We start from the raw sequence: 16,125 nt of genomic DNA, 5'->3' as shown, positions 1-16,125 counted from the left end.
CTGCACCAGGCACTCTGTCCGGTAAAACTTACCGGACAGAGTAGCATTACGAAAAATCGCCCCACAGTCTCAGCTTGCCGCAGTGGAGACAGCGGAACAGATACCCCTGACAATCACCGCCGTTTTGCAAACATTTAGCTAGATCTGAATTTTTAATACCGAAATTTTCACAATCTTCTTCAAGATTGGCAAATTCATCGAGGCGATCTTTTATCTCATTCCAGCCCACATAGCCGATAAAAGCACAGAAATCGCCACAATGTGCGAGCCAGAATTCCTGCTGCCATCCATGATAACCTGGCGTGCGTTCAACCAACTCTTTCAGCATTTCGTCAGGATATGTGTTCTTAACACCAGCAAATTCGTCCTCTTCATCATACTCAAATTCAACGCCTTCGATGTTTGTATCATCCTGAAAACTACCTGCAAACTTTTCTGCCGCAGAACCGTCCGCAATGCACCACGGACAGAGATATTCAACTTCATTAACACAATAAAAAGGACCAGAGTAATAAACTGACGTCGGTTGTTCACAGCAATCGCACTCTACGGTTTTATCCTGCTTAAACGCGCCTGTTTCCAGTGATTTTGGATGATATTTGAATAGGGGTAACGGCCTGATATTTTGAGTCATAGAAACATCCTGTCTGCTTTTGAGTAGCCCCAAGATAAAGTATCCCGCTTAGCTTAAAGAGTCTGTTTTCGGACATTAAATACCGAATCCTGGTAGACGCGTGATGCATTACCCGACGTTGAACTGACATATCAAACTCCCTTTGCTTACCTTTGAGCGCCTTGCCGGGTGGAGTAAGTGAAGGGAGTTTGAAGCGTTATGCCGTAATATCCCAGCCTCGTGCCTTCCAGAGTGCAGGTAACTGCGCCAACTCGGTAAAGGTGGTGACTTTCGGATGAACGATCGGCTTATTGTGCGGGTCAGCGCAGAAGTAAAACACCTCCATACCGGCATCGATTCCTGACTGCGCACCGGCGCTGGAGTCATCGACCAGAATGCAGTTTTCAACGTTCACATTCATCGCTTTTGCCGCATGGAACATTAACGCCGGGTCGGGCTTCCAGCGTTGGATGTCATAGCCACTGAACAACTTTTTCGGGAAATAGTGCAGCATATTGAGCTTACCAAGCGAATGCTGCATCTTGCTGACCGGACCGTTAGAGACGACGCACATCGGCACTTTCACACTAGCCAGCAATTCGTTCGCTCCTGCAATCACCTCAAGCTCGCTATCAAACAGGCGCGCCACTTCCGCACGGTAAACGTGTTCGGCATCGGCACGGACTATTTCTACGCCCTGTTCTTTGCTAATGATGTCGATGATTTCGTAGAGTTTTACGCCTTTAAAGCGGGTAAAAATTTCTTCAAGGTCAACGTTAATGCCAAATTCCCTGAACATCGTGACATAGGCTCGAGAGCAAATAACCTCACTGTCGACCAGCGTACCGTCGCAGTCGAAAAATACCGCTTCTATCTGGGATATGTCTTTCCTTTATCGTTAGTTTAACGTTTTCGTCATGCATATTCGCATGACGCAATCGTTGCCGTATAAGCAAATACAATGAAAAAAAGTTATCTTCAGCCGTCCATATTGTCTCATTTTGGTATACGATAGCGACGTATTTTCCCTCCTTGTTCGGAAATAGATAATGAGTCAACAACACACAACCCAGGCTTCTGGCCAGGGGATGCTGGAACGCGTGTTTAAACTGCGCGAACATGGCACGACGGCACGGACCGAAGTGATCGCCGGTTTTACCACCTTCCTGACGATGGTTTACATCGTTTTTGTTAACCCGCAAATTCTCGGCGTTGCTGGCATGGACACCAGCGCCGTCTTCGTCACCACCTGTCTGATTGCTGCGTTCGGCAGTATTCTGATGGGGCTGTTTGCTAATCTTCCAGTTGCGCTAGCACCAGCTATGGGCCTGAACGCATTCTTCGCCTTTGTCGTTGTGCAGGCGATGGGCTTACCGTGGCAGGTCGGGATGGGTGCAATCTTCTGGGGCGCAATTGGTCTGCTGTTACTGACAATCTTCCGTGTTCGCTACTGGATGATTGCCAACATTCCGGTGAGTCTGCGTGTGGGGATCACCAGCGGTATCGGCCTGTTCATTGGCATGATGGGGCTGAAAAACGCAGGTGTGATTGTCGCTAATCCGGAAACGCTGGTGAGTATCGGTAATCTGACTTCTCACAGTGTGCTGCTGGGTATCCTCGGCTTCTTCATCATCGCCATTCTGGCTTCACGTAACATTCACGCAGCGGTGCTGGTTTCTATCGTGGTGACAACGCTGCTGGGCTGGATGTTGGGTGATGTGCACTACAACGGCATTGTCTCCGCGCCGCCGAGCGTGATGACCGTGGTGGGGCATGTGGATTTAGCTGGTTCATTCAACCTCGGACTGGCTGGCGTGATTTTCTCTTTCATGCTGGTTAACCTGTTTGACTCCTCCGGTACGCTGATTGGCGTAACCGATAAAGCGGGTCTGGCGGATGAAAAGGGTAAATTCCCGCGTATGAAGCAGGCGCTGTATGTCGACAGTATCTCTTCAGTCACCGGTTCGTTTATCGGTACGTCTTCTGTTACGGCGTATATTGAATCTTCTTCCGGCGTTTCCGTTGGTGGGCGTACTGGTCTGACGGCAGTGGTTGTTGGTTTGCTGTTCCTGCTGGTTATCTTCCTGTCGCCGCTGGCGGGGATGGTGCCTGGCTACGCCGCGGCTGGCGCGCTGATTTACGTTGGCGTACTGATGACATCAAGTCTTGCGCGTGTGAAATGGCAGGATCTCACCGAATCCGTTCCGGCGTTTATTACTGCCGTGATGATGCCGTTTAGCTTCTCGATTACCGAAGGTATTGCGCTGGGCTTTATCTCCTACTGCGTGATGAAAATCGGTACAGGCCGTCTGCGCGACCTTAGCCCGTGCGTGATTATCGTGGCGCTGCTTTTTGTGCTGAAAATTGTCTTTATCGACGCCCACTAAAATCGATAGCGCCTTAAAAACCCGCCATGCATGATTGCTGGTGGGTTTTTTATTTAGATCTTAACGCGTTGAATAAACTCTCCAAATGCGGTCAACTGCCCGGTCAGGTGGTCTAGCGTTCCCTGATCAATCACTTCTCCTGTCTGCGGATCGACTTTGTTCTGAATCACACCGCCCATAAACTCTGGTTTGTTCATCACCATTGCATCCAGGAAGACCAGAATCTGGCGCAGATGATACTGACAGCGTGCGCCGCCAATTACGCCCATTGAGCTGGTCTGAATCAACACCGGTTTACCGGCCAATGGCTGATCGGGCAGGCGGGAAAGCCAGTCGATGGCATTTTTCAGTCCACCCGGCACCGAGTAGTTATATTCCGGCGTCACGATCACCACACCATCTGCCTGACGAATCTGTTCCGCCAGAGCTTCAACCGTTACTGGAAAACCGTCTTCCTGCTGTACGTCTGCGTCATATAAGGGAATGTCAGCAATAGATGGCAACGCGTTAACTTCCATACCCGCTGGGGCAATTTTCGGCAGCGTACGTGCAACCATGCCATTAAATGAACCTTTGCGCAGGCTTCCCAATAACGTAACCACCTTCAATTTTTCAGACATGATGACTCCTGTGGTTGTCTATCAATTTGGCAAAAATGACTTCACGGTAGAGAGCTGGGCAAAACGCATCATCCGGCTGGTTGGATTATTGGCGCGGCTGTGAATATCCGGCAGGCTTTTCCAGCCTTGCTTGCCATCAAACTCCCAGACATTGAGCTTTTCAATCGCTGGGCTGACCGCCACGGACCATACCAGCACTTCCTCTGCGTCGCATATCGCTTCTACATGATTTACATGGGCACATTTCAGGCGTCCCGCAATGGGCATCAACTGCAGATTTCGCGGGTCGTCATTCAAAACATCACCGGTAAGTTTTAGCACGCTTCGGCGCAGCGTGATGAGCTGCGCTCGCGCTTCGTTAGGATCATTTTGCTTACTGATCCATAGTGATTCATTGCTGGAAAAAGCATGGTTATCGGGCGCGTGAGGGCTATGAAACCCGCGAGTCGCGCGCTGTAGTTCCATATCGAGGCCACATTCACCTTCAGTTGTTAACGCCACTCCGACCATGTTTCCGGTATAGGCTATTGAAAATGATGGTAAATTTTTATCGTGGAAAACCGGTTTTCCTTTAGCCTGGGTGACGATTTCCGGCAATTCACTAATGCCGTACAGCAAGAACATCAGTTCTGCGAGTAAACCTCTGGACGCCAGGAAACGACTTTGACGATGAGGGGGAAGATTTAGGGCTTCTTGATGACACTGGGAGGGTAGACGAACAGATATCAGGTGTCCTTCCGTTAAAATCCCTCGGGCAAAGTGAGTCGCCATTTTTCGCTCCATGCTTAATGGTCCATTATGAATACAGAGTAATCATTTACTAAAATTATGGACAGACTAAAGCGGCGAAAAGTTCGATTCAGACAAATTTATTACATGTTTTTTACATTTCATCGCGAAATGTGGTCGCATTTTATACGATTTAATTATGCCATCGAGGCGTAAAGATTTTTAATGGTTTCCCGTAACCAGACGATCTTCGGGTTATGGCTGTTCCGTTTGTGCCACAGCAGAGTAAACGGCACTTCCAGCTTTTTTTGCTGGATTTCGTCAAACGGGAGAGGGAGTGCAACCAGTGGAAGCTGGTGGAGTTGGTTGTAGTACTGACAGTAGCGCGGTGCGGTCGCCAGTAGCAGATTGTCGGGCTGCGCCGCCATAAATAGTGACTGCTCGAATTCCGGCAGACTCATGGCAATCGTGCGTTCGCGTCCTGATTCCTGCAACACATTGTCCAGCGCCCAGGTATCGCTCAGTTCCCAGCAAATGCTGATATGTGGATAACGTAAAAAAGTATCCAGATCCCATTCTTCACGCAGCGCCGGATGATCTTTGCGCAACCAGACGCACGGTAAGTCTGTAAATAATACGTCATAATCAATAGACAACGGCAGAAGACTAAGCTGTTCTCGCGAGCGGGGGTGGCTTTCTCGTCCGGTAAAGCCGATATCCACTTCGCCACGAATAATTGCATCCAACGAGTCATAATCCCAGTTGCGCAGTTTAATCGTCGCCTGTGGGTAACGTTGGTAAATATGTTTCGACAGCGCATTAAACATAATCATCATCAGCGGCGATTCTGCTGCCAGCTCAAACTTCAGACCACGTGGCGTTTGGTGGTGCGGTTTATCCAGCAGCAGATTGCTCATTTGCATCCACTCCGCCAGATTTTGCTCCATGCTGACCATCAGCGGCGTTGGCGTCAGGCCCAGCGGTGAGTTCACAAAGAGCAGGTCATCAAACCATATCCGAAGCTTTGCCAGAGATTTGCTCACCGCCGAAGGCGTCACATTCATCCGCTTCGCAGCTTTGGTCACGCTGCGCTCCTGCATCAGCAGTTGCAGGCAGAGCAGCAAATTCAGATCAAGTGTGGTGATGGATTTCTTCATGAGCGGTAACGGGGCGTCCAGGCGCGACGAGCATAATCAGCAACAGGCTCACTATGCTACAGGCAATCAGAATCCCGATCAGCATATTCCATGCGCCTACGCCGACTACCGCCGCTAGCCAAATCCACAGTGATGAACCGCAAACCTGTGCAATGCCTAATGTCGAACTGGCTACGCCCGCGCGTAATGAAAACGGCCCTAATGCCTGACTCATTGCCACGCCGAATCCCACCGAAAAACCAGCGCAAATCAACGTGATGCCAAACAGCGAAACTGCATGGGAAGGCGAAACCGCAAGGATGATTCCCGCCGCCAGAAATAACACCTGCGAGGTGATCATCAACGTACGTGGCTTAAAAATTCCCAGCGCAAATGGCGTAGAAAATGAAACGGTCATGCTGACGCCAGCGGTCAACGCCATAATGGTGGCGTATTCTCCGCGCGCAAAGCCCATGATTTCCATCAGCAATACTGGCGACGTATTCACGAAGGTAAGGATGACTGAGACGCTGAGGGTGGTGATAAGCACTCGGCTGAGGAAAAAGCGGTTAAGCAACGACTCGGTATTTTCTCGTGTTTTGCCCGAAGCGGCAGGTGCCGCAGGGCGGGTTTCTTTTAAAATAAACAATGACAACATGAGTACCGCGACACCCATCAGCGCCATTACCCAGAACAGGCTCTGCCACGGGAACTTAAGCATAATCAGGTGGCCAAGCACTGGCGCTAACACCGGAATGATGCAGGTAATGCCGTTGAGTAATGACAGCACTTTTGCCCGACGTCGATCGTCCAGCGTGTCGCGTAAAATCGCGAATGCCACCACGTAACAACAGCCCGCGCCGAGTCCCTGCAGAAAGCGTCCTGCAAGAAATAACGCGCTGGTTTCAGCCAGTGAACAGAGCACAGAGGCGATAATAAATAGCGCCGCGCCGGGGATGGCGACAGGTTTTCTCCCTGAACGGTCGGCCACTTTACCGGCAAATAACATTGCTGCTGCCATCCCCGCAAGGTAAACGGAGAACGCAATATGCAACTGCGCTTCGCTGGCATTGAGATCGGCGGCGATGCGCGGTAAGCCGACCAGGTACATATCAATACCTGCGGGATAGAGTAAAACCAGGGCAAAACTACAAATTAAAAAGCGGGACATGGGATAAAGCGTCCTGACGGGAAGGTGACGCAAAGCATACGTGGTGAAGGAGAATCAGGCGAGTTGCCATTTGGACAAAAGAGATTTCCTTTCAGGCAAGAAGCCAGTGGATGGCTGGCTTCAGGTTGTTGATAAAGTGCACTTTATTCATGCCGGATGCGGCGTGGACGCCCTATCCGGCCTACGAAAATACGCAAATTCAAAACATTACAGAGATAAGGTAGGCCTGATAAGCGTAGCGCATCAGGCAATTTTACGTTTGTCATCAGTCTTAAGCCAGCGAATGACCGCTGGCTTCTTTAAGGGCTTAGCCAAATTTAGGTAACACGTTAAATACGTTGCCGAACCAGCACAAAATCACGGTGATACCAAAGAGAATGACAATCGCCGGAATAAGATTGCCGCCCCAGACCGTGAATATCTGATTGGGAAACTTCTTGCGAGCTTTGATTGCCAGTACCGCAGGGATAATGACCGCCCAGATGGTGGCGCACAGTCCGGCACCGCCAATCCCGTAAATAAAGCCATTCGGGAAGATGAGATACAACAAAGCGGGTGGCAGGAAGGTTAACAGCACGGTTTTGAAACGTCCGCCGTGGGAGTTATCAATCTTAAACAGATCCGCCAGGTAATCGAACAGCCCAAGCGTGACGCCAAAAAACGAACTGGCGACAGCTAAGTTGGAGAACACCAGCAGGCAAAATTCGATAATGCCATGCTGTTTGGTGCCGAGGAACGTTTTTACCAGTGAATCAACGTTGCCGCCCGAGGAGATGATCGCTTTAAAACTTTCTCGCGAGATATTCCCCATCGTGCAATAAAGCCAGAAGAGATAAATCACCAGTGCCAGCAGCGAGCCGAAAACCACGCTTTTGATTAGTTTATCTTTCTTTTTGCCATAGCAAATAATCAGACTGGGAATATTGCCGTGGAAACCAAATGACGCCAGACACACCGGCAAAGCCATAAAGATATACGGGAAGTAAGACGTCCCCGCCGTCGTGCTGGTGGAATCGCGCAGAATGGAATAATCGACCTGGAAGAAGAAAGAACCAAACACGATCACAAAGGAGATAATCTTCAGCCCGAGGAACAACGAGGTAATACGACTGGCGGCTAAAGAGCTTATCCACAATACGCTGGCAACGAAAATGGCCGTACAGATCCCGACAATGCGTGGATTAGCGTGATAACCCAAATTCATCGATATCGTTTCGCTAATGATTGCGCCGTTAGCAGAGATATAAGCATAAGTGAGAATATAGAGAACGAAGGCAACGGTAATACCGCTAATAATGTTCCAGGTGTTGCCAATTAAATCTTTGGTGATGGTGTTAAAACTGGAGCCGACGGGATAATTTAAGTTTGCTTCTAATAATAATAGCCCTGAATGTAACATTGAAAACCAGGCGATAATAAGAATAAAAGCGCCCCAAAAAAACCAGGCACCGGCAAGGTCAACAGGTAAAGCAAACATCCCACCGCCAATTACTGTACCGGCTATAACCATAACACCCCAAAATGCAGAGTGCTTTTTTTCTGATTGATCAGTCATGATGCCACCTTTAGAGGAAGGCTATTTTTGTTATTGAGGATGTAGGGGAAATAGAGTGGCTAACATCCTTATAGCCACTCTGTAGTGTTAATTAAACTTCTTTCAGTTTTGCGGTGAAGTGACGCAATACTTTTGGTTCGTAGGTAAAGGTTAATCCTTTAATATTTGTCGCGTTCTCTTTCACATGTTTGAAGGCTTCAATAATGAAGTCCATATGTGTTTGGGTATATGTTGCGCGTGGAATGGTTAAACGCAGCAGTTCTGCCGGGCAAGGCAGTTGTTTACCGGTTTTCGGATCGCGACCTAACAGGAAGGAACCAATTTCTACCGCACGGATACCGGCAACTTTATACAGCTCGCACGCCAGTGCCTGTGCCGGGAATTGATCTGCCGGGATATGTGGCAACAGTTTACCGGCATCAACGAACGCCGCATGACCGCCCGCCTGCTGGCATACTACGCCAATCTCTTCCAGACCATCGACCAGATACTGCACCTGCGCAATACGATAAGCCAGCCAGTCATGGTTCATGCCGTCATACAGCCCCACCGCCAGACGCTCCATCGCACCGCCTTCCAGACCACCATAAGTCGGGAAGCCTTCCTGCACTACGCACAGCGTTCTGCATTCGGTGTAGACATCGAAGAAGCTGTCGTCTTTCACGCACAGCAGGCCGCCCATCGGCACCATCGCATCTTTCTTGGCGGACATCGCCAGCATATCGGCATATTTATAGGTTTCGCGAGTGATCTGCTCGATAGTCCAGTCTTTATATTCCGCTTCACGCTGTTTGATGAAATAGGCGTTTTCGGCAAAGCGTGCGGAGTCCATTACCACCGGAATATCGTATTTCTTCGCAATGCTGTACATCGCTTTCATATTTGCCAGTGAAACCGGCTGGCCGCCTGCGGAGTTGCTGGTAATGGTCGCAACGATATACGGCACGTTATTCGGGCCAACTTCTTCAATACCGCGTTCTAATCCTTCGAGGTCAAAGTTGCCTTTAAAGTCGTAACGTACGCCAGTATCGAAGGCTTCTTTGATATAGACGTTACGCACGGTACAGCCGTTAATCTGGCTATGGCCCTGAGTGGTATCGAAGAAATAGTTAGAGAACGCCACCATTTTGCTGCGATCCAGACCTTTTTCCTGCTCGCGTTTTTTAATCAGTACTGGAATATAGATTTGCTCTGCGCCACGGCCCTGGTGGGTCGGAATAGTATATTGATAACCAAAGATATTTTTTACTGACTCGGCTAACGCATAGTAGCTGCGGCTGCCACTGTAGGCTTCGTCGCCGCGCATCATCGCAGCCTGCATACTCTGCGTTACCGCCCCGGTGCCGCTGTCGGTCAGTAAATCGATAAACACATCTTCGCTATCCAGCAGGAACGGATTCATACCAGATTTAATAATCGCTTCTTCACGGTAAGCGCGAGTCGTACGTTTTACTGGCTCAATAACACGAATGCGGAACGGTTCAGGGAGATGTTTAAAGTTTTCCATTGCATAATCCTTCATTTATTTTAATTACAGTGATCCCTGTGAATATTGCGTCTGCAATAACCATTAATTCACCATAATTATGTATACGAGTACATTTATTTAGACGAGCAAATAGATAAAACAATAATGGCTTGTCTAAAAGGTAAAATTAAGGCATGGCAAACTAATAGATCACATTGAATCTAATTGGTTTGGCTCTGGTGATGGCTACAGAAGGGCAAATTAAGGGCGGTGATCGACAATCTTGTTGTCAATATTGAACCACTTTGAGGTCACACATATATGTAAGATATTCATAATGCACTTATCCTCGAAAGACATGTTGCTACACTATTACATTAAGATTTTTATATCTATTCCTAAGTTTATTAAATGTGAATCGAATCACAATCGTTCGAGATGCATTATTAAATGTTTTTTTTCAGAAAAATACGCGGCATTAAAATTTTAATGTTTATAAGATGAATTGATTAATAAAAAGAATGCAAACAGGAAAACAAAGCCGCATCCTGACTACCAGATGCGGCTTCGTAAGTGCGGTTACTTACCGATACAGAAGCTGGAGAAAATCCGCCCCAGTAGGTCGTCAGAGGTAAACTCCCCGGTAATCTCGCTCAAGTTCTGCTGCGCCAGGCGCAGCTCTTCCGCCAGCAATTCGCCCGCCCATGCGCCCAACAGCTGTGCTTTACCTTGCTGCAAATGCTCCGCTGCCTGTTCCAGTGCCTGTAGGTGGCGACGACGCGCCAGGAAGCCGCCTTCCATGTTGGTGTCAAAGCCCATGCTCTGTTTGAGATGGTTACGCAGCACGTCCACACCTTCACCAGTTCTTGCCGAGAGACGAATTAACGCGTGACCGTTCACTTCGCTCATTCCCAGCGTTTCGCCGGTGATATCGGCTTTATTGCGCACGACGGTGATCGGTAGTTTCGCAGGCAGACGGGCGATAAATTCCGGCCAGATCTCTGCCGGATCCACGGCGTCTGTCGTGGTGCCATCGACCATAAACAGCACGCGGTCGGCCTGTTCAATTTCCTGCCACGCACGCTCGATACCAATACGTTCCACTTCGTCACTGGCTTCACGTAGCCCGGCGGTGTCGATGATATGCAGCGGCATTCCGTCAATGTGGATATGCTCACGCAGCACGTCACGCGTGGTTCCGGCGATATCAGTTACGATCGCCGCTTCACGGCCCGCCAGCGCGTTTAACAGGCTCGATTTACCGGCGTTAGGACGTCCGGCAATCACCACTTTCATCCCTTCGCGCAACAGGCTGCCCTGACGAGCTTCGGCGCGTACCGCGTCAAGATCGGCAATCACGTCATTGAGCTGGGCTTCAATTTTGCCGTCGGAGAGGAAATCGATCTCTTCATCGGGGAAATCAATCGCCGCTTCGACGTAAATACGCAGGTGGGTAAGGGCTTCTACCAGATGATTAACCCGTGCGGAGAACGCGCCTTGCAGCGAATTAAGCGCCGAACGGGCTGCCTGTTCCGAGCTGGCATCGATCAGATCGGCAATCGCTTCTGCCTGGGCTAAATCAAGTTTATCGTTAAGAAACGCGCGTTCTGAAAACTCGCCAGGGCGGGCAATTCGCAGGCCGGGAATGGTCAGAATACGTTTTAACAGCAGGTCGAGGATCACCGGACCGCCATGACCCTGCAGTTCCAGCACATCTTCGCCGGTGAACGAGTTCGGGCCAGGGAACCATAGCGCAATCCCCTGATCGAGCACGCTGCCGTCGGCGTCTTTAAACGGAAGATAATCGGCGTAGCGCGGCTTAGGCAGTTTACCCAGCACGGTTTCGGCAACTTCACGGGCTTTGAGGCCGGAGATGCGCAGGATGCCAACGCCGCCACGTCCCGGAGGCGTGGCCTGGGCTACGATAGTGTCATTATCGCTCATGATGTTCCTGTTGCTTTGTGTGGCGGATGCGCGGTGCTTATCCGCCCTACGAAAAGAAAAAAGGCGGTCAACTGACCGCCCTTATTTTAGCGAAAACTCACCGAATCAGGATTTTTTCTTCTCGCGGCTATGCAGGCCACGTTTTTCCAGACCACGGTAAATCAGCTGCTGCTGAATAATGGTAACCAGGTTGCTGACGATATAGTACAGCACCAGACCTGACGGGAACCACAGGAAGAACACGGTGAAGATGACCGGCATAAAGGTCATGATCTTCTGCTGCATCGGGTCGGTCACAGTGGTCGGCGACATCTTCTGAATGAAGAACATCGTTACGCCCATCAGGATCGGCAGGATGTAGTACGGGTCCTGTGCAGACAGGTCATGGATCCACAGTGCAAACGGCGCCTGACGCAGTTCAACGGAACCCATCAGCATGTAGTACAACGCCAGGAAGATTGGCATCTGGATAATCAGCGGGAAGCAGCCGCCCAGCGGGTTAACCTTCTCAGCTTTGTACAGCGCCATCATTTCCTGGCTGATACGCTGTTTGTCATCGCCCAGACGCTCACGCATAGCCTGAATCTTCGGCTGCAGCATACGCATCTTCGCCATGGAGGTGTACTGCGCTTTGGTCAGCGGGTACATGATGCCACGAACGATAAAGGTGATGATGATAATGGAGAAGCCCCAGTTACCCACAAAGCTATGGATCCATTTCAGCAGTTTGAACAGCGGCTGAGAAATGAACCACAACCAACCGTAATCAACGGTCAGATCCAGGTGCGGAGCAACAGCTGCCATTTTGTCCTGGATTTCTGGGCCAACCCACAGGGTGCTGTTCATCGCGCCAGTCTGACCAGGCTGAACCAGTACCGGCTGAGATTTATAGCCGATAGCGGCGATGCCGTTACCCAGATTAGCAGTGTAGAAGTTGTTGGTGCCGTCGTTATGCGGGATCCACGCAGTCGCGAAATACTGTTGCAGCATCGCCACCCAACCACCTTTCGAAGAGATGTTCAGGTTTTCGTTATCGGCAATGGTATCGAACTTGTATTTCTCGTACTTCTCGTCAGGCGTGGAGTACGCTGCGCCACGGAAGGTATGCAGTGCGAAGTTGCTGCTTCCAGTGTCGAGATGCGGTGGCAGATTGATGGATTGCTTCAACTGACCAAAGGTGGAGATCTCCAGCGGTTTTTCGCCAGCGTTCTGCACGTTGTAGTTGACGTTGACAGCGTAATCACCACGTTTCAGGACAAACGTTTTGGTAAACGTGTTGCCTGCCGCGTCGGTATACGTCATCGGCACCTGCAGTTCGTTTTGGCCTTCAGCCAGCACATAAGCGTCTTTTTCAACGTTATACAGCGGACGCGGGCCGTTAGCCGGGTTATCCGGGCCATCACGACCGGTCAGACCGCTCTGTGCCTGATAAATAAACTGCGGTGAAGTTTCCAGCAGCTGGAACGGCTGGGTAGAGTTCAGCTCTTTCGGGTAAGCCGGGAGCAGAGCCTGTTCAACATCACCACCACGGGTGTTGATGGTCAGATCAAGCACGTCGGTCTTAACCGAAATCAGTTTCCCCTGGCCACTGGCCGGTACGCCCTGGTCGGCGGCGCTACCCGCTGCGGTGGTCGTTGTCTGCGTGGTCTGTTGGGCCTGAGGTTGCGGGTTTTTATCCTGCTCCCAAGCTTGCCAGATCATGAAAGACACGAACAGCAAAGCGATGACTAAAAGATTGCGTTGCGAATCCATCGTTAGTGTTCTCTGGTATCAAATGGTCCGGGCGGGACGGGATCGTCACCACCAGGGTGTAAAGGGTGGCATTTTAATACGCGTTTCACCGTCAACCAACTGCCTTTTATCACTCCAAACCTGCGCAATGCCTCAATTCCGTAGCTTGAACAGGTTGGAGTGAAACGACAATGCGGCCCGAGTAGCGGACTAATCAGGCGTTGATAGACCCGAATGAGGGCTATCAGGACCCGCGAGCCAGGCGACAGTGGCGGCGCCATAATTTTTCCAACGCTTCCGAGAGAGCACGGTTATCGAGGTCGGCAACCCCTTTTTTCGCCACCACCACGAAATCCATAGCCGGGAGTTCATGTTGGCGCAGACGGAAGCTTTCACGCGTCAGACGTTTAATCCGATTGCGTTCATGCGCGCGTCGAACGTTTTTCTTGGCGACAGTAAGACCGATACGGGGATGCCCCAGCGAATTCAGGCGGCCGAGAATGGTAATTTGCGGCGTGCCAGCCCGTTGTGGCTGCTGGAAGACGAATGTGAATTGACTGGGAGTTAACAAACGTAACTCCCTGGGAAATGCGAGCTTAACCACGCAGGGGTTAGCTATATTACTTAGAAACGGTCAGACGAGCGCGGCCTTTAGCACGACGACGTGCCAGAACCTGACGACCATTTTTAGTAGCCATACGAGCACGGAAGCCGTGAGAACGGTTGCGCTTCAGTACAGACGGTTGAAAAGTGCGTTTCATGGCGATTTCTACCTAAACTTGAATAAATTCAATGGCTTTATTGGATATCCGCCGAAAAATGAAACGATGGACACCGAAGCCATGGGTGATTAAAGAGGCCGGATTGTAATAATTGTACACTCCGGAGTCAATTCTCTTTCCTTATTTACCGCGCTTTTCCGCACCTTTTCGCTGGGAAAATGTACGGCCTCACACCAGTGAAAACCAGCATGGCGCGCCGGGGCGAGGATTATACGGGCTACCGGGTAAAGCGCAAGGATCGTCCAGGATCTTTCTTAGATCGATTAAGCCTAATTTTGTCTAAGGTCATTAAATTTTCCAATATGCGGCGTAAATCGTGCCCGCCTTGCGGCAGGATCGTTTACACTTAGCGAGTTCTGGAAAGCCCTGTGGATAAATCGGGAAAATCTGTGAGAAACAGAAGATCTCTTGCGCAGTTTAGGCTATGATCCGCGGTCCCGATCGTTTTGCAGGATCTTGATCGGGCATATAACCGCAGACAGCGGTTCGTGCGTCACCCTCATGCAGGGTCTTTTCGACGTGCGTCAACAATCATGAATGTTTCAGCCTTAGTCATAATCGACTTTTGTTCGAGTGGAGTCCGCCGTGTCACTTTCGCTTTGGCAGCAGTGTCTTGCCCGATTGCAGGATGAGTTACCAGCCACAGAATTCAGTATGTGGATACGCCCATTGCAGGCGGAACTGAGCGATAACACGCTGGCCTTGTACGCGCCAAACCGTTTTGTCCTCGATTGGGTAAGGGACAAGTACCTTAATAATATCAATGGACTGCTAACCAGTTTCTGCGGAGCGGATGCCCCACAGCTGCGTTTTGAAGTGGGCACAAAGCCCGTGACACAAACGCTGAAAGTCCCTGCCAGCAATACAGTTGCACCCGCTCAGGCAGCGCAGGTGCAGCCGCAACGTGCTGCGCCTTCTACGCGCTCAGGCTGGGATAATGTTCCGGCTCCGGCAGAACCGACCTATCGTTCCAACGTCAACGTTAAACATACGTTTGATAACTTCGTCGAAGGTAAATCTAACCAGCTGGCGCGCGCGGCGGCTCGCCAGGTGGCAGACAACCCGGGCGGTGCCTATAACCCGCTGTTCCTTTATGGCGGCACGGGGCTGGGTAAAACCCACCTGCTTCATGCGGTGGGTAATGGCATTATGGCGCGCAAGCCGAATGCCAAAGTGGTTTATATGCACTCCGAACGCTTTGTTCAGGACATGGTAAAAGCCCTGCAAAACAATGCGATCGAAGAGTTTAAACGCTACTACCGTTCCGTTGATGCGCTGCTGATCGACGATATTCAGTTTTTCGCCAATAAAGAACGATCCCAGGAAGAGTTTTTCCATACCTTTAACGCCCTGCTGGAAGGTAATCAGCAGATCATCCTCACGTCGGATCGCTATCCGAAAGAGATCAACGGTGTTGAGGATCGTTTGAAATCTCGCTTCGGCTGGGGGCTGACTGTGGCGATCGAACCGCCAGAGCTGGAAACCCGCGTGGCGATCCTGATGAAAAAGGCCGACGAAAACGACATTCGTTTGCCGGGCGAAGTCGCGTTCTTTATTGCCAAGCGTCTACGATCTAACGTACGTGAGCTGGAAGGGGCGCTGAACCGCGTCATTGCTAACGCCAACTTTACCGGACGGGCGATCACGATTGACTTCGTACGTGAGGCGCTGCGCGACTTACTGGCTTTGCAGGAAAAACTGGTCACTATCGACAATATTCAGAAGACGGTGGCAGAGTACTACAAGATCAAAGTCGCGGATCTCCTTTCCAAACGTCGATCCCGTTCGGTAGCGCGTCCACGTCAGATGGCGATGGCGCTGGCGAAAGAGCTGACTAACCACAGTCTGCCGGAGATTGGCGATGCGTTTGGTGGTCGTGACCACACGACGGTGCTTCATGCCTGCCGTAAGATCGAGCAATTGCGTGAAGAGAGTCACGATATCAAAGAAGATTTCTCTAATTTAATCAGAACATTGTCATCGTAAACC

Annotated in this window: 16 protein-coding genes; 2 read left to right on the top strand and 14 right to left on the bottom strand. The window is 50.4% G+C overall.

Going from position 1 to position 16,125, the window contains the following annotated elements; all coding sequences use genetic code 11:
• Positions 1–46: 46 nt before the first annotated feature.
• Together cbrC and yieH are read right to left on the bottom strand one after the other, a co-directional pair.
• Positions 47–634 (bottom strand): PF03691 family colicin E2 tolerance protein CbrC, encoded by a 588-nt coding sequence (cbrC, locus tag FEK43_RS15880; protein WP_135408386.1) that lies wholly within the window; start codon positions 632–634, stop codon positions 47–49.
• A 196-nt stretch (positions 635–830) separates the two neighbouring features.
• Entirely contained in the window at positions 831–1,496 is a 666-nt protein-coding gene (yieH, locus tag FEK43_RS15875) for a 6-phosphogluconate phosphatase (RefSeq protein WP_135408388.1), read from the bottom strand.
• 166 nt (positions 1,497–1,662) lie between these two features.
• Here yieH and adeP point away from each other — a divergent pair, with 166 nt between their 5' ends.
• A complete protein-coding gene (gene adeP, locus FEK43_RS15870; RefSeq protein WP_064525932.1) occupies positions 1,663–3,000 on the top strand; it encodes an adenine permease AdeP in 1,338 nt (445 codons plus the stop codon).
• 53 nt (positions 3,001–3,053) lie between these two features.
• Here adeP and yieF read toward each other — a convergent pair whose 3' ends face one another.
• The 12 genes from yieF to rpmH all read right to left on the bottom strand — a co-directional run bounded on the left by yieF (position 3,054) and on the right by rpmH (position 14,115).
• Positions 3,054–3,620, bottom strand: coding sequence for a class I chromate reductase YieF (gene yieF, locus FEK43_RS15865; RefSeq protein WP_135408389.1), 567 nt, complete (start codon positions 3,618–3,620; stop codon positions 3,054–3,056).
• 21 nt (positions 3,621–3,641) lie between these two features.
• Complete coding sequence (locus tag FEK43_RS15860) at positions 3,642–4,391, bottom strand: 4'-phosphopantetheinyl transferase superfamily protein (protein ID WP_135408390.1); 750 nt, start codon at positions 4,389–4,391, stop codon at positions 3,642–3,644.
• A gap of 155 nt (positions 4,392–4,546) precedes the next feature.
• Entirely contained in the window at positions 4,547–5,506 is a 960-nt protein-coding gene (gene yidZ / locus FEK43_RS15855; protein WP_135408391.1) for an HTH-type transcriptional regulator YidZ, read from the bottom strand.
• Positions 5,481–6,656, bottom strand: coding sequence for a multidrug efflux MFS transporter MdtL (gene mdtL / locus FEK43_RS15850; protein ID WP_131161519.1), 1,176 nt, complete (start codon positions 6,654–6,656; stop codon positions 5,481–5,483). Before mdtL ends, yidZ begins: the two co-directional genes overlap by 26 nt.
• 307 nt (positions 6,657–6,963) lie before the next feature.
• Positions 6,964–8,211, bottom strand: coding sequence for a low affinity tryptophan permease TnaB (tnaB, locus tag FEK43_RS15845; RefSeq protein WP_135408393.1), 1,248 nt, complete (start codon positions 8,209–8,211; stop codon positions 6,964–6,966).
• A 91-nt stretch (positions 8,212–8,302) separates the two neighbouring features.
• Positions 8,303–9,718, bottom strand: a complete 1,416-nt coding sequence (tnaA, locus tag FEK43_RS15840) for a tryptophanase (RefSeq protein WP_130206804.1) — start codon at positions 9,716–9,718, stop codon at positions 8,303–8,305.
• A gap of 222 nt (positions 9,719–9,940) precedes the next feature.
• Positions 9,941–10,015: a tryptophanase leader peptide gene (gene tnaC, locus FEK43_RS15835; RefSeq protein WP_001364348.1), complete on the bottom strand. Its 75-nt coding sequence runs from the start codon at positions 10,013–10,015 to the stop codon at positions 9,941–9,943.
• Positions 10,016–10,258: 243 nt separating this feature from the next.
• Entirely contained in the window at positions 10,259–11,623 is a 1,365-nt protein-coding gene (mnmE, locus tag FEK43_RS15830) for a tRNA uridine-5-carboxymethylaminomethyl(34) synthesis GTPase MnmE (RefSeq protein ID WP_001282361.1), read from the bottom strand.
• Positions 11,624–11,728: 105 nt separating this feature from the next.
• Positions 11,729–13,375, bottom strand: coding sequence for a membrane protein insertase YidC (gene yidC, locus FEK43_RS15825; protein ID WP_064525945.1), 1,647 nt, complete (start codon positions 13,373–13,375; stop codon positions 11,729–11,731).
• 2 nt (positions 13,376–13,377) lie between these two features.
• Positions 13,378–13,635, bottom strand: coding sequence for a membrane protein insertion efficiency factor YidD (gene yidD / locus FEK43_RS15820; RefSeq protein WP_001307474.1), 258 nt, complete (start codon positions 13,633–13,635; stop codon positions 13,378–13,380).
• Positions 13,599–13,958 carry a ribonuclease P protein component gene (gene rnpA / locus FEK43_RS15815; protein WP_000239730.1) on the bottom strand — a complete coding sequence of 120 codons (360 nt, stop codon included), beginning with the start codon at positions 13,956–13,958 and terminating at the stop codon, positions 13,599–13,601. Before rnpA ends, yidD begins: the two co-directional genes overlap by 37 nt.
• Before the next feature lie 16 nt (positions 13,959–13,974).
• Positions 13,975–14,115, bottom strand: a complete 141-nt coding sequence (rpmH, locus tag FEK43_RS15810; protein WP_000831330.1) for a 50S ribosomal protein L34 — start codon at positions 14,113–14,115, stop codon at positions 13,975–13,977.
• A 606-nt stretch (positions 14,116–14,721) separates the two neighbouring features.
• On the opposite strand from rpmH, the gene dnaA reads away from it, so the two are divergent.
• Positions 14,722–16,122, top strand: a complete 1,401-nt coding sequence (dnaA, locus tag FEK43_RS15800) for a chromosomal replication initiator protein DnaA (RefSeq protein ID WP_000059100.1) — start codon at positions 14,722–14,724, stop codon at positions 16,120–16,122.
• Positions 16,123–16,125 lie beyond the last annotated feature (3 nt).

This window comes from Escherichia sp. E2562 (assembly GCF_005781075.1).
Lineage (GTDB): Bacteria > Pseudomonadota > Gammaproteobacteria > Enterobacterales > Enterobacteriaceae > Escherichia.
This window is presented reverse-complemented; position numbering and strand designations above follow the sequence as displayed.